General features: G+C 62.8%; 18 protein-coding genes. 5 read left to right on the top strand and 13 right to left on the bottom strand.

Annotation, left to right across the window (positions count from 1 at the left end; all coding sequences use genetic code 11):
- Positions 1–9: 9 nt before the first annotated feature.
- The 13 genes from HB376_RS33250 to flgB form a co-directional block, all read right to left on the bottom strand.
- Positions 10–1,125 (bottom strand): Fic family protein, encoded by a 1,116-nt coding sequence (locus HB376_RS33250; RefSeq protein ID WP_213767902.1) that lies wholly within the window; start codon positions 1,123–1,125, stop codon positions 10–12.
- 216 nt (positions 1,126–1,341) lie between these two features.
- Positions 1,342–2,610, bottom strand: a complete 1,269-nt coding sequence (gene flgL, locus HB376_RS33245; protein WP_213767901.1) for a flagellar hook-associated protein FlgL — start codon at positions 2,608–2,610, stop codon at positions 1,342–1,344.
- A 10-nt stretch (positions 2,611–2,620) separates the two neighbouring features.
- Positions 2,621–4,573 carry a flagellar hook-associated protein FlgK gene (flgK, locus tag HB376_RS33240; RefSeq protein WP_213767900.1) on the bottom strand — a complete coding sequence of 651 codons (1,953 nt, stop codon included), beginning with the start codon at positions 4,571–4,573 and terminating at the stop codon, positions 2,621–2,623.
- Positions 4,574–4,897: 324 nt separating this feature from the next.
- Complete coding sequence (locus HB376_RS33235; RefSeq protein WP_213767950.1) at positions 4,898–5,653, bottom strand: flagellar brake protein; 756 nt, start codon at positions 5,651–5,653, stop codon at positions 4,898–4,900.
- A 404-nt stretch (positions 5,654–6,057) separates the two neighbouring features.
- Positions 6,058–7,038, bottom strand: a complete 981-nt coding sequence (gene flgJ / locus HB376_RS33230) for a flagellar assembly peptidoglycan hydrolase FlgJ (RefSeq protein ID WP_213767949.1) — start codon at positions 7,036–7,038, stop codon at positions 6,058–6,060.
- 57 nt (positions 7,039–7,095) lie between these two features.
- Positions 7,096–8,226 carry a flagellar basal body P-ring protein FlgI gene (locus HB376_RS33225; protein ID WP_213767899.1) on the bottom strand — a complete coding sequence of 377 codons (1,131 nt, stop codon included), beginning with the start codon at positions 8,224–8,226 and terminating at the stop codon, positions 7,096–7,098.
- A gap of 2 nt (positions 8,227–8,228) precedes the next feature.
- Positions 8,229–8,912, bottom strand: a complete 684-nt coding sequence (locus tag HB376_RS33220; protein WP_213767898.1) for a flagellar basal body L-ring protein FlgH — start codon at positions 8,910–8,912, stop codon at positions 8,229–8,231.
- A gap of 51 nt (positions 8,913–8,963) precedes the next feature.
- Positions 8,964–9,752 carry a flagellar basal-body rod protein FlgG gene (gene flgG / locus HB376_RS33215; protein ID WP_213767897.1) on the bottom strand — a complete coding sequence of 263 codons (789 nt, stop codon included), beginning with the start codon at positions 9,750–9,752 and terminating at the stop codon, positions 8,964–8,966.
- A 23-nt stretch (positions 9,753–9,775) separates the two neighbouring features.
- Positions 9,776–10,531: a flagellar basal-body rod protein FlgF gene (gene flgF / locus HB376_RS33210; RefSeq protein ID WP_213767896.1), complete on the bottom strand. Its 756-nt coding sequence runs from the start codon at positions 10,529–10,531 to the stop codon at positions 9,776–9,778.
- 33 nt (positions 10,532–10,564) lie between these two features.
- Complete coding sequence (gene flgE, locus HB376_RS33205) at positions 10,565–11,821, bottom strand: flagellar hook protein FlgE (protein ID WP_213767895.1); 1,257 nt, start codon at positions 11,819–11,821, stop codon at positions 10,565–10,567.
- A gap of 42 nt (positions 11,822–11,863) precedes the next feature.
- The gene (locus HB376_RS33200) at positions 11,864–12,598 is read right to left on the bottom strand and encodes a flagellar hook assembly protein FlgD (RefSeq protein WP_213767894.1); all 735 of its coding nucleotides are present in this window, start codon (positions 12,596–12,598) and stop codon (positions 11,864–11,866) included.
- Between the two features lie 10 nt (positions 12,599–12,608).
- The gene (gene flgC, locus HB376_RS33195) at positions 12,609–13,034 is read right to left on the bottom strand and encodes a flagellar basal body rod protein FlgC (RefSeq protein WP_213767893.1); all 426 of its coding nucleotides are present in this window, start codon (positions 13,032–13,034) and stop codon (positions 12,609–12,611) included.
- A gap of 53 nt (positions 13,035–13,087) precedes the next feature.
- Complete coding sequence (flgB, locus tag HB376_RS33190) at positions 13,088–13,579, bottom strand: flagellar basal body rod protein FlgB (protein ID WP_213767892.1); 492 nt, start codon at positions 13,577–13,579, stop codon at positions 13,088–13,090.
- A gap of 341 nt (positions 13,580–13,920) precedes the next feature.
- Here flgB and flgA point away from each other — a divergent pair, with 341 nt between their 5' ends.
- From flgA to flhA, 5 genes are all read left to right on the top strand, one after another.
- On the top strand, positions 13,921–15,405 hold the full coding sequence (flgA, locus tag HB376_RS33185; protein WP_213767891.1) for a flagellar basal body P-ring formation chaperone FlgA: 1,485 nt from the start codon (positions 13,921–13,923) through the stop codon (positions 15,403–15,405).
- A 190-nt stretch (positions 15,406–15,595) separates the two neighbouring features.
- A complete protein-coding gene (gene flgM, locus HB376_RS33180; RefSeq protein ID WP_213767890.1) occupies positions 15,596–15,925 on the top strand; it encodes a flagellar biosynthesis anti-sigma factor FlgM in 330 nt (109 codons plus the stop codon).
- A 160-nt stretch (positions 15,926–16,085) separates the two neighbouring features.
- Positions 16,086–16,529, top strand: a complete 444-nt coding sequence (locus tag HB376_RS33175) for a flagellar protein FlgN (protein WP_213767889.1) — start codon at positions 16,086–16,088, stop codon at positions 16,527–16,529.
- A 238-nt stretch (positions 16,530–16,767) separates the two neighbouring features.
- Entirely contained in the window at positions 16,768–18,015 is a 1,248-nt protein-coding gene (flhB, locus tag HB376_RS33170; RefSeq protein WP_213767888.1) for a flagellar biosynthesis protein FlhB, read from the top strand.
- Complete coding sequence (gene flhA / locus HB376_RS33165) at positions 18,012–20,114, top strand: flagellar biosynthesis protein FlhA (protein WP_213767887.1); 2,103 nt, start codon at positions 18,012–18,014, stop codon at positions 20,112–20,114. The genes flhB and flhA overlap by 4 nt, the downstream gene beginning before the upstream one ends.
- The last annotated feature ends 260 nt before the right edge of the window (positions 20,115–20,374 follow it).

Genomic DNA, 20,374 nt, shown 5'->3' with positions numbered 1-20,374 from the left:
CGCAGGACTTCAATCAGCCAGTTCGTACGCCGTGCTGCGCCCGCCCGACACCGATCTGCGCAGCGCCCCCAACGCCACCAGTTCGCCGATGTCCCGTAACGCGGTATCCGGCGAACACTTCGCGATTGCCGCCCACTTGCTGCTGGTCAGCTTGCCATCGAAACCATCCAGCAGCCGGTTCAGCAGCTTGATCTGCCGCTCGTTGAACGGCGCGGCAGCCCAGCGCTGCCAGAAACGCGTCTTGACCAGCACCGCGTCCACCGTGTGCTGAGCGTTGTCCACCGCGCGATGCAGCGCGTCCAGGAACCACGCAAGCCAAGCGGTGACATCGAGCGATCCGCGCTGCGTCTGCTCAAGGATGTCGTAATAAGCGCTGCGCTCCGACTGGATCTGCGCCGACAGGCTGTAGAAGCGCTGCGGACTGCCGTCGGCGCGAGCGAGCAGCAAGTCGCCTATTGCCCGGGCGATACGGCCGTTGCCATCGTCGAAAGGATGCAGTGTGACGAACCACAGATGCGCCAACCCGGCCTTGATCACCGGCGCCACGGCCGAGTCCTGATTAAGCCAGTCGAGAAAACGCGTTGTCTCGGCGTTGAGGCGATCGGCCGGCGGCGCCTCGAAATGAACCCGCTGACGGCCGATAGGACCGGAGACCACCTGCATGGCGCCATTTTCGTCGTTACGCCATGCGCCGATCTGGATCCGTGACATACCGCTGAAGCCGGTCGGGAACAACGCCGCGTGCCACGCAAACAAGCGCTCGCGGGTCAACGGGGCATCGCAGCGGGTGGTGGCGTCGAGGACCATTTCAACCACGCCCTCCACGTGCCGGTCGACCGGTGCAAGCGCGCCGATATCCACCCCAAGCCGGCGCGCGATAGACGATCGGACCGAATCCGCATTCAGCCTTTCCCCTTCGATCTCGCTGGTCTTGAGCACGTCCTCGGTGAGCGCGGCCAGACTCGCCTGATTGCGCAGGGTCAAACCGACATCGGCTAGCCTGCCGTGTAGCAACCCCTGGGCGCGACTGACCGCGGCCAGCGGCGCGGCGATCATCGACAGATCGTAGCGCCAGACCGGCCAGTCAGGATCCTCCCAGATAAAAGTCCATTCTCCGCGTTTCATGCGGTGATTATGAGGCGTAATCACCGCAAAGGGCAATTTATTCTCCGCATAAAATGCGGTTAATAAGGCGGCTATTCACCGCATTGGTTCCCACACGGCGTTCAACGGGCATCTACATGCTCCCCATGACCCAATAAAAAGGGCCGCCCTTCAAACCGGCGGCCCAAAACACATCCTACAACCCACATCAATTCCTTCCCGCTCGCCCCCCGGCGCTTAACTGCTCAAATAGTTGAACAACGACATCTTCTGGATCTGCGCAAACGCCTGTTGTGCGGCCTGCAGCGAGTTCTGCGTCAGTTCGTACTGGCTGATCGCACTGACCAGATTGACGCTCACCAGGTCCGACAGGTTGCTGGCGGTCTGGGTCGAGGTCGTTTGCGTCGAGAGCTGCGTCGCCGAGACTTCCTGTTCGCGGCCACCCACGGCTGTCTGCGTCGTCAGCACGTTGTTGTACGTGTTGCTGATTTTCGAGCCCGCGGTGGTCAGCGCGTTTTGCAGCGTCGCCTGCCCGGCCGCCGTATCTGCCGGCTGTTTCAGTGCATTCACCAACGAATCGAGCGTCGTGAAAATGTCCGTATCGCTGATATTGCCGGTGTTCGCCGGCGCCACGGTGAACGTATCGCCCGATGCCGGCGTGCCGGAAATAGCGACGGTCTGCGAACCCAGCGTGATGTTGTCGCCGGCCGTATAAGGCGTCGGCGGAGTCACGGTCGTGGTTATGCCTGTCGCCGGATCTTGAGCCGTGACCGAATACGAACTGACTGTCGTGGGCGGCGTGCCGGTGGTCGTGGTCCCGAAGGTGATGGCGTAGGTCGACGAGTTGGCCGGGTCGCTGCTGTCGGTCACGCTGACCGGACCGATCGTGCCCGAACCCGTATTGGCGGCCGATCCCGCCGAAACCGGCGTGCTTTCGTTCGACGAAACGCTTTGAAATATTGCTGAACCCGGATCGGCTACGTTGATCGTGCGGGTGTCGGAAATCTGCACCTGCCGCTGCCCGGGGCCGCCCGCGTAGGTCGCGCCAACGCCCGAGGCGTTGTCGACGAAAGGCTGCGAGCCGCCCTGGAAGCCGGCAAAGATGTAGTTGCCGTTGCTGTCGGTGGTGTTGGCAAGCGTCATCAGCGTACTGCGATAACCCTGGAGCTGGGTCGCAAGCGAGGTCCGATCGGTGTCGTTGAGCGTGCCATTGCCGGCGTTTACCACCAGCGACTGGATGCTCTGCATCACGGTCGTCACGCTGGTGAGCGTGGCGTCTTCCTGCTGCAGCGAGGTCAGCGCGGACGACTGGTTGGTCGTGTACTGCGCGAGGTTGGACGCCTGCGCGGTCAGCGCCACGGCCTGCGCGGCGCCGAGCGGATTGTCTGCAGCGGTCTGCAAGGCCTTGCCCGATGAGATCTGCGCGTACATGTTGGCGAGCGATGCCTGCTGATTGCTCATCGTCTCGACGTTCATCGTGAAGTACTGGGAGCTGGAGATGCGCATCGTGAAAGCCTCAGTTGAAAATGCCGAGCAGCGTCGTGAACAGCGTGGAGGCGGTCTGGATGACCTTGCTGTTGGCCTGGTACAACTGCTGGTACTGAATCAGGTTGGCGGCCTCTTCATTCAGGTTCACGCCCGACACCGACTGCTGCGCCGACGTCGCCTGCGTGAGCACGGCGGTCGCCGACGTACTCGAACTCTCCAGATTGTTGGTCTGGTTGCCGATCTGGTTGACGTAGTTCGCATACGCGCTCGTCAACGAATCCGTGCCGCCGTTCAGCGACTTCGCCGACCCCAGATTCGCCATCGCGAGTGCGTTGCTGCCGTCGCTGCTGCCGCCCTTGTTCGCGCCGATGGTGAAGGTATCGCCGTTTGCCGGCGTGCCGGTGATCGTTGCGCTGACGTTCGTGCCGTTGGATATGGTGAGACCCTGGGCAGGGTCGTAGGCGAACGGCACGCCCGCCCCAACCGTCGTGCCGTCCGGCAACGTGACCTGCAGGTTTGACGTCATCTGCTGGGTGGTCGCGTTGTACGTCAGCGTCATGGCGCTCGGGATCGAATAACCCGCGGTCACCGTCGCCGCCGAGATGTTCGCGGTGCCAGCGTTACTCGCTCCCGCCGATGCCACCGCCGGGGACGCCGCCGCAATTGCGGTCGGGTTCGTGGTCACCAGCGAGAAGGCGGCGAGCGCGCCGCTCGTCGGCTGGATGTTGAACGAATCGCCGGCCTTCATGGTGCCGCTGGCCACCGAGATATTCAGGCCCGCAATCGTGCCGCTGACCGCGCCGGTCGTCGGATCGGGTGTGATGGTGCCGAGCGACGCGCCGCTTGCGCTGTCGGTGAGCGTGTAGTTCGTGCCGTTGTAGGAGAGCGTGTAGTTGCTGCTCGGCGGCTGGGTCGGATTTGCAATCGATACGCTTAGCTGAGCACTGCCCGTATTGCGCGCATTCGCATAAATGACCGGGCTGCCGGTCGAGAACAGCGCGGTGCCGGGATTGCCGTTCAGGTCCACGCCCAGCGCGTTTTGCTGGTTCAGTTGAGCGGCGAAACTGGTCGCGAGCGAACCAAGCTGGGCTTGCGCGGGATCGAGCGACTGACTGCGGAACGCGAGCAATCCGCCTACCGTACCGCCGCCGAAGGTAGAGTCCGGCAGATATTGCGTTTGCGCGGGCGTCTGCGGCGAGCCGTTCGGCGATGCATACGCGATCGACAACTCGCTCGGGTCGGACGCCGACGTCACCGCCTGCAGCTGATACGCCGTGGTACCCGAGACCAGCGGCTGACCGGTGCCGATCGACACGTTGTATGCGCCGTTGACGGTGGTGACCTGCACGTTCGTCAACTGGCTCAGGTTCGATACCGCCTGATCCCGTGCATCGAGCAACTGGTTCGGCGGCTGCCCCTGTGCGCTCGCGGACGCAATCTGGCCGTTCAGCGTGGCGATCTGGTTGGTGTAGCTGTTGATCTGCGTGACCGCGCTGGTGAGCGACTGGTTAACGCCGGAGCGGAGCTGGTTGTAGTTCGCGGCGGCGGCGTTCATCTGGTTGACGAGCGATTGCCCGGCGCTCATCAGCGACTGGCGCGTCGACGTCGTGGCGGAACTGTTCGCCACCGACTGCAAGCCGGTGAAATAGCTCGTCATGCCGGCGCCAATACCCGTGGTCGGATCGCCCACGAGGTTGTTCAACTGCGACAACATCGAGTAGTAGGTGTTCAGCGAACTGCTGTTGGACTGCGCGTTATTGAGCTGCGTGGTCAGGAACGAGCTATATGAACGCGCGACGGTCGCCGTATTGACGCCGGAGCCGAGATAACCCGAGGTCGTGTATTGCCCCGACGCTTCCTGGTACACCGGCTTCTCCAGGGTGTAACCGGGAGTTGCGGCGTTGCTGATGTTCTGTCCGGTGGTCGTCAGACCCCATTGGGCTGCATTAAGACCACTGACGCCGATATCGAATAGGGACATGCAAGGAATCCTGGTAAAGGCACGAAGCCCGGGCCGCCGCTGTTTGACGACAACTGGTGTATATCGGCCGATTGCAGAAAAAGTTGAATCCCGGCGCGGTGAATCGGAGCGCGGGTGAATTTCATCGCAAAGTGGGCGCCGTCCGGCTCAAGCCCCGATGAAATCCGTGCGCGCACTGCGCCATGACGGATTATTCAACGGCGTGGATCGGGGCAATTGGTGAAGCAGCGAGGAGATTGGGCGTCAGTTCGCCGGATGGACGGAGTACTGAAGAAGCGTTGAAGCGCGGGCGCAGCGAGCACGGGGCTCGCCGCCGTATCAAAGTTACCGCGCGAGCGACCGGCGTTTCATCTCGAGTTGGGTAATCAGGCGCTGCAGCGTGTTTTCGGCTGACCCCGGCAAGCTCATGAACTTGAAACCGAGCGTATAACGCAGATCGCCCCGTGTATTCACGGTCTGCCGGTTCGACATCAGCTGCAGGTCGAGGACCACTTTACCCGGGTTGCTGAAGTGCAGTTCCACGGAATGCAGGATCAAGCCGACTTCCATCGATGCAACCCGCTCGTCCATGGTCCGCAGCGCAACGCCGCCCAGCGAGAGGTCGTTCACCTCAAAGCGAAAACGCTCGCCACTCGGCAGTTCGCCGCTGCAGATGTACGGATCGAGCACGGGCGCTTCCACGCGGAAATACTCGCGCCGCTGCATGTAGAACAACACCGGCGGAAAATCCGCTTCAAACGCCGGGCGCCCTTCGAAGGCGATTTCACGCGGCGTGCCGGTGGCGAATTCAACACGGATGCCGTCGGGACTCGCGTGGAACATCAGGTTTTCCGTGCGCAGCATGGCCTGGTTCTGCTCGGGGATGCCACCCCAATCGAAGACAAAGGTGCGCCCCGCCGGATTCACGTCGAGCAGGCGGGTAACGATCTGCCCCGTGCCGTGACCGACGGTCAGAAAATCGGCTCGATTAACGAGGTTGCGCAGGGAGACGCCGATTTCCAGCGGGTTGCGCCGGCCGAAATCGGGAAGGTCGGACTCGTCGTCTGCGATGTCGGAACCGTTTGGCGGATTCATGTTCATGGTGCTTGCCGTGTTCGTTTGCTCGCTCACGTCACGATCCCCGAGACAGTTCGAGCGTCCAACCGGACCCGGTGGGTCCGGCACTTCGATGTTTCATTTAGCGGCAACCGGGATCGAATATTTAGGGTTGGCTGTAAAAAAACTTTCCTAATCTCGTATCCGGCGGCCGAAAACGTTCGCAAAGCGCGCAAATCGAAACGAACCAGCACGTTCTCTCTCCATTTCGATGCGTCCCGGCCGACTGCCGTCCGGGCGCACCATGCACCCGTTCCTCGCCGTCAGCCTGCATCGTCTTTTATTGCGACATTGGCCCCGTCGCTTTTCACACCTTACTCGTAATACGTTTCGTCCACTTATATTAGATGCTGCAAAAGGTGCGCCAGTTCGCACTCAGTCCGCACCCATCAAGCAATGTGCCGCATGATCGAAATCAACTTTTTAGCGTATTGCGGGTCGGTTGCGTAGCCCGCTTTCTGCATTCCGTGCGCGAAACCGGCGGCATCGCGCGACGCTTCCACGACTGGCGCGTAGCGCGGATTGCTCTTGAGCACGCTGGCGTAGTCGGTGAGTGCGTCCTCGTACGAGTCGTAGGAGCGGAATTTTTCCACCACTTTCTGCGGCTTGCCGTTCACGTATTCCGTGGTCACCGCGCTCGTGGTCTTGCCGCTCCAGTCGCTGGTCGCCTTGATGCCGAACACGTTGTGGCTCGAGCTGCCGTCGGTGTTCTTGATCTGGCGCTTGCCCCAGCCGGACTCGAGCGCCGCCTGACCGATGATAAACCGCGCCGGAATCCCGGTCGCCGAGCTGGCGGCCTGCGCCGGCGCGGCGAGACGGTCGACGAACGCGGCGACCTTGTCCGAGCCCACACCGCGCGCGGGCGGCGTCAGCGCGCTGTCGGCGCTGTAGCCGTTGCCGGCAAGCGATGCTTTCGACGAAGCCGTCGACGACCCCGCCGCGTTCGCATACGCCTTCGCCATCGCGTTCATCGCAGCCATGTTGCCGGCGTTCGCGCTGGTGTCGCCGCTCGCGCCCGCGCCGTCCGCCTGCGTTCCCGCGCTGGCCCCGGCGTTGCGCATCAGTTGCTTGAGCATCATGTCGGCTACGCCAATGCCCTTCGCGCCCATGTTTTGCGCAAGCTGCTGGTCGAGCATCGACGTGAAAGTCGCGCTGTCGTGCGAATCGAAGGGACCGTCCGACGGCGTGGCGTCCCGCATGCTCTTGAGCATCATCTGCGTGAAAACGGCGTCGAACTGCTTGGCCGCGGCCTTCAACCCCTGTTGCGGCGCGGCGTTGGCCTGGGCGCGCATGGCGTCGAAGCCCTGCACGTCGAGCGCAAACCGGTTCGACAACGAACCCAGGCCGCTCCCCGTGTCGGTTGTATTCATTGCTGCGAGCGCGTTGCTTGTCGTACCGGTCCCGTTCGCGTTCATGACCTGTCGCCTTTAAATAATTTCAAGATCGGCGCGCAACGCACCCGCCGCTTTCATCGATTGCAAAATCGAGATCAAATCCGCCGGCGTCGCCCCGAGGGCATTCAACGCCTTGACCACGTCCGCGAGCGTCGCGCTTGCCGCTACCGACTTGAGCGCGCCCGTGTCCTGCTTCAACTGGATACTTGATTGCCGCGCCGCCACGGTTTGACCGTTGGAGAACGCGCCCGGCTGGCTCACGGCGGTCTGCGTGTTGATCACCACGGACAAGTTGCCATGCGCGACCGCGCAGTTCTGCAGCGTGACCATCTGGTTCATCACGATAGAACCCGTGCGCGCATTGACGATCACCTTCGCCGCGGCCTGCGACGGCCTGACATCGATATTCTCCAGCTGCGCCATGAACGACACCACTTGCGATGGGTCGCTCGGCGCGCGCAACTGGATCGTGCGGCCGTCGAGCGCGATCGCCGTGCCCATGCCGAAATCGTTGTTCACCGCCGCCACGATCTTCTGCGTGGTGTCGAAGTCGAGCGTGTTCAGTTCCATCGTCATGACGCCGCCGGCTTGCGTCACGGCCGCGGGCACGGCCCGTTCGACCAACGCGCCGCCCGGAATGCGGCCCACCGCAAGCTGGTTGACCTGGACCCGGCTGCCGTTGGCGCTGGCGCCCGCGCCGCCGACCGCGAGATTGCCCTGCGCCATGGCGTAGACCTGGCCGTCGGCGCCTTTGAGCGGCGCCATCAGTAGCGTGCCGCCGCGCAGGCTCTTGGCATTGCCGAGCGACGACACCGTCACGTCAATCGCTTCGCCCGGCCGCGAAAACGGCGGCAGCACGGCTGTCACCATCACGGCGGCGACGTTCTTCAACTGCATGTTCTGGGTGGTCGACGAATTCAGCGTAATGCCGAGGTTGCCGAGCATGTTTACCAAGCTTTGCGTGGTAAACGGCGTCTGGGTGGTCTGGTCGCCGGTGCCGTCGAGCCCGACCACGAGGCCATAGCCAATCAGCGGATTGTCACGCACGCCCTGGAACGAAACCAGGTCCTTGAGGCGCTCCGCTTGAGCTGCCTGCGGAAGTGCGGCAACGAGCGCGGCAACAAACCCCAGCGCAATGAAAGCGAAGCGAGGAATGAGTTTCATGATCAGAAGGGCGCCACGTTGAGAAAGAAGCGCTGCAGCCAGCCCATCTGCTGCGATTCATCGATATAACCCTTCGCCGAATATTCGATCTTCGCGTCCGCCACCTGGGTGGAAAAGACCGTATTGGTGCCGGAGATGGTCGTCGGATTGACGACACCCGAAAAGCGCACGAATTCGTTGCCCTGGTTGATGAGCATCTGCTTCTCGCCGCTCACTTCCAGGTTGCCGTTGGGCAGGACGCCAGTGACGGTAACCGTCAGCGTGCCGTTGAAGGTATTGGCCGCGCTCGCGCCGCCTGCGCCGTTGAAACCGTTGGAACCGCTGGCGCTCAAATTGGTGTTGTGGAACAGCCCGCCGAAGATGCCCGGCGTGACCGGCACGGCGAACGCCTCGCTGGCGTTGCGCGCCGCATTTGCTGCCGATGACTTCGTCGCGTTGACGTTTTCGGCGATCACGATGGTGATGATGTCCCCGGTATTGCGCGGCCGCTGGTCCTCGAACAGCGGCCGTCCCGCGTAGCCCGCGTTGTAGATTGCGCCGGGCGATGCCGAATTGAGCGGCGGCGCCGGCGGGCGCGCGGTCATCGGCTGCTGGGTGATCGGCTCTTTGGGCACGAGGGCGCAGGCCGCCAAGGCGACCAGCGCGACCATCGATACGCTGAGAGTCCGTGAAAATTGTGATGACATCTTCGTGATCCTTCGGAATTACGCTGCTGCGGGTGATGCGGTTGGTGCAACTTAAACCTGCATCTGGCTCAGCGTCTGCAGCATCTGGTCCGACGTGGTCACGGCCTTGCTGTTGATTTCATAGGCGCGCTGGGTCTGGATCATGTTCACCAGTTCCTGGACCACGTTCACATTCGACGCTTCCACGTACCCCTGCTGCAACTGTCCCGCGCCGTTCAAACCCGGCGTGACGACGTTCGCATTACCGGACGAAGCCGTTTCCGCGAACAGATTTTCACCGCGCGCGTCGAGGCCGGCCGGGTTGACGAAGGTCGCGAGCTGCAACTGGCCGACGGTTGTGTTGGCCGCATTGCCCTGCTGCGTCACCGTGACCGTGCCGTCCGAGCCGATGGTGATGCCAGTCGCGGTCGTGGGGATCGTGATGGCCGGGGTCACCTGATACCCGCTCGACGTCACGAGCTGGCCTTGCGCATTGGTCTGGAACGAGCCGTCGCGGGTGTAGGCGGTCGTGCCGTCGGGCATCGTCACCTGGAAAAAGCCGTTGCCGTTGATGGCGACGTCCTTCGAATTGCCGGTCTGCGACAGGTTGCCCTGCGTGTAGAGACGTTCAGTTGCGACCTGCTGCACACCGGTGCCGATCTGGCTGCCCGACGCCAGTTCGGTCTGTTGCGTGGAATTCGCGCCCGGCTGGCGGACGGTCTGGTACAGCAAGTCCTCGAACACCGCGCGCGAGCCCTTGAAGCCGTTCGTGCTGACGTTGGCGAGATTGTTCGAAATCACGTCCATCTGCGACTGCTGCGCGTTCATGCCGGTTGCGGCGATGTAAAGAGAGCGGTTCATGTCTTTTATCCTGGTACTGCGGATTAACTGAAGTCGAGCAGCTTGTCAGCCGCCTGGTCGTTCGTGCTGGCCGATTCGAGCAACTTGGTCTGCATCTGGAACTGGCGGGCGTTGGTGATCATGTCGACCATCGCGGCCACCGCATTCACATTGCTGCCCTCAAGCGACGCGGGCGCCACCGTCACCGTCGGATCGGCGTCGGCGGGCTGGTTGTCGGCGGTGCGGAACAGGCCGTCGTCGCCGCGCGTCAGAGTCGCCGAATCGGGATTGACGAGCTTCAATTGGTCGACTATTGCGATCGATGTCGGCGGATCTCCCGGCATCAGCGCAGTCACCGTCCCGTCCTTGCCGATGGTGACCTCCGCGCCCGGCGGAATCGACATCGGACCGCTGTTGCCGATCACCGGCAGGTTGGTCGCCGTGACCAACTGGCCGTTGGCATCGACATGGAGATTGCCGGCGCGCGTGTACGCCTCGCTGCCGTCGTCGGTTTGCACCGACAGCCAGCCCGGACCCTGGACAGCGACATCGAGAGGATTGCCGGTCTGCTGGATCGGACCGGGCGTGTAATCGGCGGTCGGCGTGGACGACAGCACGAAAGTGCGCGTGGTCGGGTCGCCCGACGCGCTGTTCTCGAAGTTCATCGGCACCTGTCGAAACGCGGAAAGCTGCGCACGAAATCCCGTCGTCGATGCATTCGCGAGGTTGTTCGCCGTGACGCTCTGCTGCTCGAGCGCCTGCGCGGCGCCGCTCATCGCGGTGTAGATCAGACGGTCCATTTATGACTCTCTCGTGCGCGGCGTGGGCGGCTCTTACAGGTTGATGAGCGTCTGGTCGACGGTTTGCTGGGTCTTGATCGTCTGCGCGTTCGCCTGGTAATTGCGCTGCGCCGTGATCAGGTCCACGAGCGAGCTGGTCAGGTCGACGTTCGAGTTTTCCACCGCGCCGCCTTGCAGCGAGCCGTGGTTGGTCGAACCCGGCACCGACACCTGCGCGAGGCCCGAAGCCGCGGTCTGCTGGAAGTTGTTGCCGCCAAGGTCCTGCAAGCCATTCTGGTTGGCGAACGTTGCCAGTGCGATCTGACCGAGCGCCTGCGTCTTGCCGTTCGTGTATGTGCCCGTCAGCGTGCCGTCCGGGCCGACCGAAAAGCCCGCCAGTTCGCTCGACGAATAGCCGTCCTGGCTACTGCTCACGAGGCCGGTTGTGGCGCCGTACTGGGTCGTGCCGGCGAATGACATCGACATGGTCTGCACGCCGCCGGTGTTGGACGCGCCATCGGGAATCGCAAAGGAGAACGGCGTAATGCTGGTGGCGGGCGGCGTCGGGATCAGGTTGCCCGACTGGTCGAACGAGACCTGGCCCAGATCGCCGGCCACGCCGGTCGACGTGCCCGTGACGGGGGTGTTGTCTGCGCCGGTGGTCGCATACGCTTCCCATGAACCCGTCGCCTGCTTGACGAAGAACACGTTGACCGGATGCGTGCCGCCGAGCGTGTCGTTGACGTTGATCTGGCTGGTGGCGCTATAGGTATTCGCGTTGGTGGGATCGAACGGCGTCTGGGTCGGGAGGGCCTGCTGCGAATTCAGGTTGAACTGAAAACTCACGTTCTGGGTGGCCGACGGCGGCAGGTTCGAATTCGGCACGACCAGCGGCACGGTGCCCGAGCTGTTGATCACGCCCTGCGCATTGGCGGCATAGCCCATCAGCGTCTGGCCGGCGGCGTTGACGATCGTGCCGTTGGACGCGAGGTTGAACACGCCGTTGCGCGAGTACACGTTCGCGCCGTTACTCGACATCTGGAAGAAGCCATTGCCGTTGATCGCGACATCCAGCGCCTGGCTGGTCGTGGTGATCGTGCCCTGGCCGAACTGCTGCTGCACTTGCGACATCTGCGTGCCGATGCCGATCTGGTTGTTCACCGAGGTGGCCACCGAATTCGCGTACATATCGGCGAATTGCGCCTGGCCTTGCTTGAAGCCGACGGTGTTCGCGTTGGCAATGTTGTTGCCGATCACGTCGAGATCGTTCGACGCGCCCGACAAACCCGATAAACCTTGTTGGTAACCCATGACGGTCTCCGCTTCTAGAAGAATGCGCTAATGAATAAAGGCTTAGAGAATCGATGCAATGCTGGTCAACGCGACCGTCTTGCCGCTCGTCAACAGGACGCCCGTGGTGCCGTCGGCCTGCTGCACCACGCTTTGCACCTGCGAGGAGGACAGCGCGGTCGCCGTGGCCGCGGCGCCGTTGATCGTGCCCGCCGCCGTGATGGTGTACGTGCCGTCGGGCAGCGTCGCGCCGGTCTTGTCGGTTGGCGTCCAGCCTGAGATCGGCACCGTGCCTGCCGCCTGCGCCCCGAGGTCGATGGTCTGCACCACCTGGCCGGCGCTGTTCGTGATGCTCACCGTCATGTCGCTGAGCGCGTTGGCCGTCTGCGCGCCGAAGGCGCTGGCCTTGCCGCCGCTCACGGTCATGGTGTTGCCCGGCGCAAGCACGGTCGCACCGATCAGCGATGCAGCCTGTGCCGACTGTCCCGCCGACAATTGCGTCGCAAGCGAGCTCAGCGACGTGTTCAACTGGCCGATGCCCGACACCGTGCTGATCTGCGCGAGTTGCGAGGTCATCTGCGAGCTGTCGGTCGGGTTCGTCGGGTCCTGGTTCTGGAGCTGCGTGACGAGCAGCGTCAGGAAGGTGTTCTGCAGGTCCGCCGGCGACTGCGCGCCGGTCGCGCTGGAGCTCGAGCTGGCCGACGATGAACTCGATGAACTCGACGTGCCGTTCATGGTGTTCAGCAGCGTCTGCGACATCGGCGTGCCGTTGTTGCCGATCGAAGTATTGGTTGTCACGGGGTTGTCCTCAGGTTCCGATCGTCAGGGTCTTAAGCATCAGCTGCTTGGCGGTATTGAGCGTTTCCACATTCGCCTGATACGAACGAGACGCTGAAATCATGTTGACCATTTCCTGCACGGGATCGACGTTCGGCAAGGTCACGTAGCCGTCCGGGTTGGCTGCAGGATTGGTCGGGTCGTAGCTGGTTTTCATCGGCGTCGGGTCGTCGATCACGCCCGTCACCTGCACGCCGCCCACTTGCTGGCCGGACGCCGTGCGCGCGCCGCCGAGCGGATCGACGGCGAATACCACCTGCTTCGCCTTGTACGGCTGGCCGTCCGGGCCCGTCGTGCTGTCCGCGTTCGCCAGGTTCGAGGCGGTCACGTTCAGGCGCTGCGCCTGCGCGGACATCGCCGAACCGGCAACGCTGAAGATGTTCATCAAAGAGGGCATTGCTTCTCCTCGTTAGCTTGGCTGCCGCGCGCTGTGCGCGTTCAGTGTTCAGTTCAGTTCGACGTGATCGCGGAAAGCATCGTCTTGATCTGCGACGACACCACCGTCATGCCGGATTCGAAATGCAGCGCGTTGTCCGCGAACTGGACCCGCTCCGAATCCATGTCGACGGTATTGCCGTCAAGCGCCGGCTGGCTCGGAATCCGGTATGCGAGCCGGCCGTAGTCGTCGGTGCTGCCACCGCTGGCGGTAAGCGTGGTGTTGCCGGACATATGTCCAGCCGATGTCGTCGCGAGCGCCGCGCCGGTCGACACGCTCACCGGTTGCGCCATCTGCAGCGGCGCGGTGCCGGAAGCCGTGGTGTTCGCGGCCGCGCCGGTCTTTTTCAGCGCGCCTGCGAGGGCGCTGGAGAAATCGACGTCGCGTGCCTTGTAGCCCGGGGTATCGGCGTTCGCAATATTCGACGACAACAGTTCCTGCCGGTACGCGCGCACATCCAGCGCTTCACGGCCAAACGCAAATTCCTGGTCGAGCTTGTCCAGCATGGCGGTCCTCCTTCAGCTTCGGATCTTGTCTGCGGTGCTTCGCGTGTCTTCGCGCGTTTCGCGGCCAATGGCGCCGGGCAATCGGGCAAGCGCCGGGTTGTCATCGGTCATTGGCCATTGGCTAACGAAGACTTTTGCATGAGACGAATCTTAGGAGGGAGACGCAAGATGCAATCAGACGAATAACAGGGAAAGCCGGCCTCTATTCGACGCTTGCCTTTAGCCGCCGAAATCTAGAATTCGTCTCGTGAGTTGATCTTTTGAGGAATTCACCGACTTTGGATGAGGGGTTGCCCGTTTTTGGTTGGCCGGATTTGCTGGATTTGTTTGGGAGAAACACAATGCACAGCTTCACTGCGCCTGCTCGCAAGCCGGCGGTTCATCGCCTGGCCGCGAACGGCCTGGTGAAAGCCCGCGCTCACCTGGCTCGCCGTGTTGTGCCGAGGGCTCCGGTTGCGCTCTGCGTGCTTGCATTGACTCTCATGACGGCAGGCGTGACAACGGCGCGCGCGCAGGATAATGGCGGCACGATCATGATTGCCGGTCCCGCCGAAACCAATCCGGCGGCCGTCGTGACGATGGCGAAAGACGCCGGCATGACAGTGGACGCAAGTGCAAGCCCGCCCGCGAGCCCCGCTCAGCCGGCGCGTACCTCGCGTCCCGCGGGGTACGCCGCGGCGGCCCATGCAGCCGATGCCGCCATGCGTGCCGCCGCGCAAGCACTCGATGCCCACGCCGACGCCGCCGATGCGTCCTCCTCTTCCGCCGATACCAGCGGTTTCATCGTGATTCCCGGGCCGGGCGAAGCGAAGGCAGCGAAGCCCACGGCTACGGCGCCCAGGCTGGCGATGACGCCGAGCCGGAGCGCAGCGGCATCGAACAATGCCCCCGATGCCGGCGCAATGATCGAGATCCCCGGTAATGGCGAGCCGAAAGCGCCTGCCAGTATCAGTAACGCTGGAAACAACGCCACCGATACCCTTCCCCGCGTCACCACATCCTCGCGCGACGTAATGCCCGTGGTTGTCGCGACGGACGGCAGCGCATCGGCCCAGGGCACCTCGCGAGGCTTCCAGGTGAGGCCGATCGCGGCTGCGCCTGCCACGCCGGTCGCCGGCATGATGCCCGTTTCGATGCGCACCGCCGCGCCCATCCGCGCCCCGCTCCAGCCCGTGCCCGCAATGGCCGGCGCGCCCAACCAGCAGACCCAGGACGGCGACTCGGTGCGCGCCGCTGCGCTCATCTTCCTGACCCAGCAGGCGGCGGGGTTACCCGGCAAGGCCGACATCACCGTTACGCCCGTCTTCCCGCGCGGCCTCGCGGCCTGTTCGACGCTCGAGCCGTTCCTGCCGGCGGGTTCGCGTCTCTGGGGCCGCACCACCGTCGGCGTGCGTTGCTCCGGCGACCGGCCGTGGACGCTCTACCTGCAAGCACGCGTCTCGGTAATGGCCACGTATTACCTTGCCGCCCGTGCGGTTGCGCCCGGCGAAGTGCTCACCGCTGCCGACCTGATTCCCCGCGACGGTGATCTCACCAGCATGCCGCAAGCCATTGTCACGGACCCGTCACAAGCCGTCGGCGCGGTGACGTTGTCGCGGCTCGCGGCGGGCCTGCCGCTGCGCACCGACATGCTGCGCGGCGCCGGCGCCGTGGTGATCGGACAGAGCGTACGCGTGGTGACCGCCGGAACGGGCTTTTCGATATCAGCGGAAGGCAGCGTCATGAATAACGCCGCGCCGGGTCAGCAGGTCCGCGTCAAAACGGCGGGGGGACAGATCATTTCCGGCATTGTGAAAGACGGCTCGACCGTGGAGATCCAGCTTTGAAAAATGGTCCGGAGGCGCCCTATGTGGGTTATCCCTCACCTGTTTCAAATTGTTGCAATTCCTTATCGGGCTTATCCGGTAAGGCTGAGCGGAAGATAGAGCTGACTGGCGCGTGGTCTGGGCGGCGGGAGGGTTAAAGTTTTTACGTAGGTCCGCCGATAAAGGGATCACATCGTCAGGGAAGACCATCGTGAAAATCGATACCAGCAACACCAGCCAGATCGCAGCTTTGCAGGAAGCTGCACAACAACGTGCGGCGCAAGCCGACGCGCAAGCCACCAGCACGACCGGCGGCACGGCCAGCAGCACCGGCGGCTCGAATTCGACGGTGAGCTTGTCGGCGTTATCGACGGATTTGCGCACGTCGGGCACGTCCGACATCGATACGGCGAAAGTCGCGTCGATCAAGGCCTCGTTGAACGACGGCAGCTACAAGGTCGATTCGGGCAAGGTCGCCGACGGCATGCTCAGCAGCGCACGTGAACTGATCCAAACGAACACCCCGCCGGCCGGCGGCTGAGCATAACGGCTACGTGTTGCAGGCGACGCCCAGAGCGAGCCCGCGGCACATGGACGATAGGTTTCAGATAGACGCATCGTTTCCACGATGCAGCGCCGGGCGGCTTTTTTTGACCTTGGCACCGCTATGAATGCGGGCCGGAGTTTTTAGCGAGTCGCCCATGAAAGACGCCCTGCTTGCCACTGTTATCGACGAAACCGCTGCCGTCCAGGCGTTCGAGTCGCTCCTTGCCCACGAAGAAAAAGCGCTCATTGCGGCCGCGCCGCTCGATACGCTGCCTTCGATCATCGAACAAAAAACCGCGTTGACCGAGCAGCTTGCCGTACTGGAACGCCAGCGCGACGAGCAACTTGACGCGCTCGGATTGCCGAAGGGTTTTGCCGGCATGGAACAAGCCGTTACCGGCGACGAAGCGCTGGCCTCGCATTGGCAGGAATTGCTCGCAGCGGCGGGACGCGCGCGGCAAGGCAATAACACCATCGGCGTGCTGATCCGCTCGCGCATGGAATACAACCGTAATGCGCTTGCCGCGTTGACCATGGCGCCGCCCAAGTCATCGTTCTATGGTCCCGATGGCCGCGTGCCCGGGATCTACGGGGTGTAAAAGCGGTTCTGCCCGACCGATTCAAAACACTGCACTGCGCGCCGCTTCCCACCCTGGGACCGGCGCATTTTTCATTTTGTTCGGCCGCGCGTGGTTTGCGCCGATTCCATCGCCCGAATTACCCCGGTTTCTCCACCCTGATCAAGCAATGGCCGCTTGCTGCTTTTCGCAATAATCGCTGCAGTGGATCAATGCGTCGGGGTTTCGTTGAAGCCCTGCAGGACTGGAGCACAGCGAAGTGGCAGAAGAGAGCGACGTCGAAAAGACCGAATCAGCCACTCCCAAGCGCCTTGAAAAGGCGCGGGAGGAAGGTCAGGTCGCGCGCTCGCGGGAACTCACGTCGTTCGCCCTGCTGGCGGCGGGATTCTTCGGCGTCTGGGGAATGTCCGGTCCCATCAGCCAGCATATGCAGGCCCTCTTGCGCGGCGCGTTCACGTTCAATCACAACACCGTTCTCGATACCAACCAGATGCTGATTGGCGCCTCTGCGGCAAGCAAGGAAGGGTTCATGGCCCTGCTGCCCGTGCTCGCGCTGACGGCCCTGGCCGCCGTCGCCGCACCCATGGCGCTCGGTGGCTGGCTGCTCAGTCTCAAGCCCATCGCGCCTAATTTCGGCCGCCTGAACCCTATCAGCGGGCTTGGCAAGATCTTCTCGGTGCAAGGACCGATTGCGCTCGGCATGTCGATCCTGAAGACCCTGGTGGTCGGTGGACTCGCCGGCTGGGCGATGTGGAGCCGCAAGGAAGAAGTGCTGGGCCTCGTCACGAAACCGCTGAACCTCGCGCTCGCCGACACCATGCATCTGCTCGTGGTGTGCTGCGGCACGGCGATCGCCGGACTGTTCCTCGTCGCCGCAATCGATGTCCCCTACCAGCTCTGGACGCACGCGAAGAAGCTGCGCATGAGCAAGGAGGAAGTGAAGCGTGAGCATCGTGAAAGCGATGGTGACCCAGCGGTCAAGGCCCGCATTCGTGCGCAGCAACGCGCCGCTGCCCGCCGCCGGATGATGACCGCGGTGCCCACAGCCGACGTGATCGTCACCAACCCAACCCACTTCGCCGTCGCACTGAAATATGCCGATGGCGAAATGCGCGCGCCGAAGGTCGTAGCGAAGGGCGTGAACCTCGTCGCCACGCGCATCCGCGAAATGGCGCTCGAACACAACATACCGCTGCTCGAAGCGCCGCCGCTTGCCCGGGCGCTGTATCACAACGTCGAGATCGATCGTGAGATTCCGGGCGCGCTGTACGGCGCCGTGGCGCAAGTGCTGGCGTGGGTGTACCAGTTGCGCAAGTTCAAGAAAGAAGGCGGCACGAGGCCGGACGAACCCGAGAACCTCGAGGTTCCTCCCGAACTCGATAAAGGCGGCGTCCCCGAATCAGAAGCCGACCAGGAAGCCGCCGAAGCGTTCGCGGCTGAACAAGCCAGCAACGGCCCCAATGGCACTAATGGCCCAAATGACCCGATGAAAGGAAGCACAGCATGAACGCGCGCGCCGGATTTTTCTCGAAGCGCCCCGACGCATTGGGATCGCAGAACTTGCGGGCCCTCGCCGGGCCGGTGCTGATCTGCATGATCCTCGGCATGATGATCTTGCCGTTGCCGGCCTTTTTGCTCGACTTGCTGTTCACGTTCAACATCGCGCTGTCGGTGATGGTCTTGCTGGTCAGCATGTACACGCAGAAGCCGCTCGACTTCGCCGCGTTCCCCAGCGTGCTGCTGTTCTCCACGCTGCTGCGCTTGTCGCTGAACGTGGCGTCCACGCGGATCGTCCTGCTCGAAGGCCATACCGGTCCCGATGCCGCCGGCCAGGTGATCGAATCATTCGGCCACTTCCTGGTGGGCGGGAATTTCGCGGTCGGTATCGTGGTGTTCGTGATCCTGATGATCATCAACTTCATGGTGATTACCAAGGGCGCGGGCCGGATTGCTGAAGTGGGCGCGCGCTTCACCCTCGATGCCATGCCGGGCAAGCAGATGGCCATCGATGCCGACTTGAACGCCGGTCTCATCAACGAAGACCAGGCGCGCAAGCGCCGCTTGCAGGTCGCGCAGGAAGCCGAGTTCTACGGCTCCATGGACGGTGCGAGCAAGTTCGTGCGCGGCGACGCGATCGCGGGCTTGATGATCATGATCATCAACATCGTGGGCGGCTTGATTGTCGGGATGCTCCAGCACGACATGGACTTCGCGCACGCGGCCACGAACTACACGCTGCTGACTATCGGCGATGGCCTCGTCGCGCAGATTCCCTCGCTGATCATTTCGACGGCAGCGGGTGTGATCGTGTCGCGGGTGGCGACTGAAGAGGATATCGGCACGCAGTTGACGGGGCAGCTCTTCAACAACCCGCGCGTGTTGATGATTACTGGCGTGATCATCGGAATCATGGGTCTTATTCCGGGCATGCCGCATTTCGCGTTCTTGCTGCTGGGCGGTGGTCTGATATACGCCGCGCGTTCGATGAACCAGCGCATCCAGGCGAAGAAAAAAGCGTCGCTGGTCACCGACGTCGTGCCCACCGCCGCCGCGCCGATCGAAAATACCGAAGCGAGCTGGGACGACGTCGCGATGATCGATCCGCTCGGGCTGGAGGTGGGGTATCGGCTGATACCGCTGGTCGACCGGAACGCGGATGGTGAGTTGTTGAAGCGGATCAAGGGTATCCGCAAGAAGTTCGCTCAGGAAATCGGTTTTCTGCCGCCGGTGATCCATATTCGCGACAACCTGGAGTTGCGTCCGAATGGTTATCGGATTGCGTTGAAGGGCGTGGAAGTGGGCGTAGGGGAAGCATTCCCGGGCCAATGGCTTGCGATCAATCCGGGGCAGGTTTCGGCAGCGCTGCCGGGGAATCCGACACACGATCCGGCGTTTGGTTTGCCGGCGGTGTGGATCGATACGAGCCTGCGTGAACAGGCACAGGTGTACGGCTATACCGTGGTCGATGCCAGCACGGTCGTGGCGACTCACCTCAACCATCTGGTGGTTACGCACGCGGCGGAATTGCTGGGTCGTCAGGAAGTGCAGGCGTTACTTGAGCGCATTGGCAAGGACACGCCTTCGTTGACCGACGATCTGGTGCCGAAGACGATGGCGCTGACTACTTTGCAGAAGGTGCTGCAGAATTTGCTGGAAGAAGGTGTTCCTATCCGCGACATGCGCACGATCCTGGATGCATTACAGGAACATGCACCGAAGATATCCGATGCATACGACCTGACGGCGGCGGTACGACTTGCGTTGGGGCGTGCGATCACGCAGCAATGGTATCCGGGGAGTGGCGAGTTGCAGGTGATGGGACTGGACCCGGCGTTGGAGCGCGTGTTGTCGCAGGCGCTGGCGACGGGGGCGAATCCGGGGCTGGAGCCGGGCTTGGCGCAGACGCTGTTGAACTCGACGCAAAATGCGATTCTGCGTCAGCAGAACATGGGATTACCGCCGGTGCTTTTGGTGCAGCATGCGTTGCGCGCCATGCTTGCTCGTTTTTTGAGGAGGAGCTTGCCGCAATTGAAGGTCCTGTCGTATGCGGAGGTGCCGGATACGCGGAACATCAAGGTGATGAATTTGATCGGGGCGCAAGGGTAAGGAGGGAGGTTTGCTGGCGAAGGGAGGTTTGCTGGCGCGCGGTCTGGGGGCGGGTCTTATGGGTGGTGATTTTGGTGTTAGTGGGTGGGGCCAGTGCTGGGTTGCTAGGTTCTGGGGTCAGCGGTCGGGGTCAGTGCCAAGGTGGTGCTTTTGGCGTTAGCGGTCGGAGTCAATGCCGGGTTGCTGCTTTCGGCCGTGGTGGACTGCGAGAGTCGGATTTTCTCTTTATCACTGTTAGCCACTGTGCGTGGCGGCACGTC

Source organism: Caballeronia sp. dw_19 (assembly GCF_018449515.1).
Lineage (GTDB): Bacteria > Pseudomonadota > Gammaproteobacteria > Burkholderiales > Burkholderiaceae > Caballeronia.
Note: the sequence above shows the minus strand (reverse complement) of the source record. Positions and strands in the feature narration are given on the sequence as shown.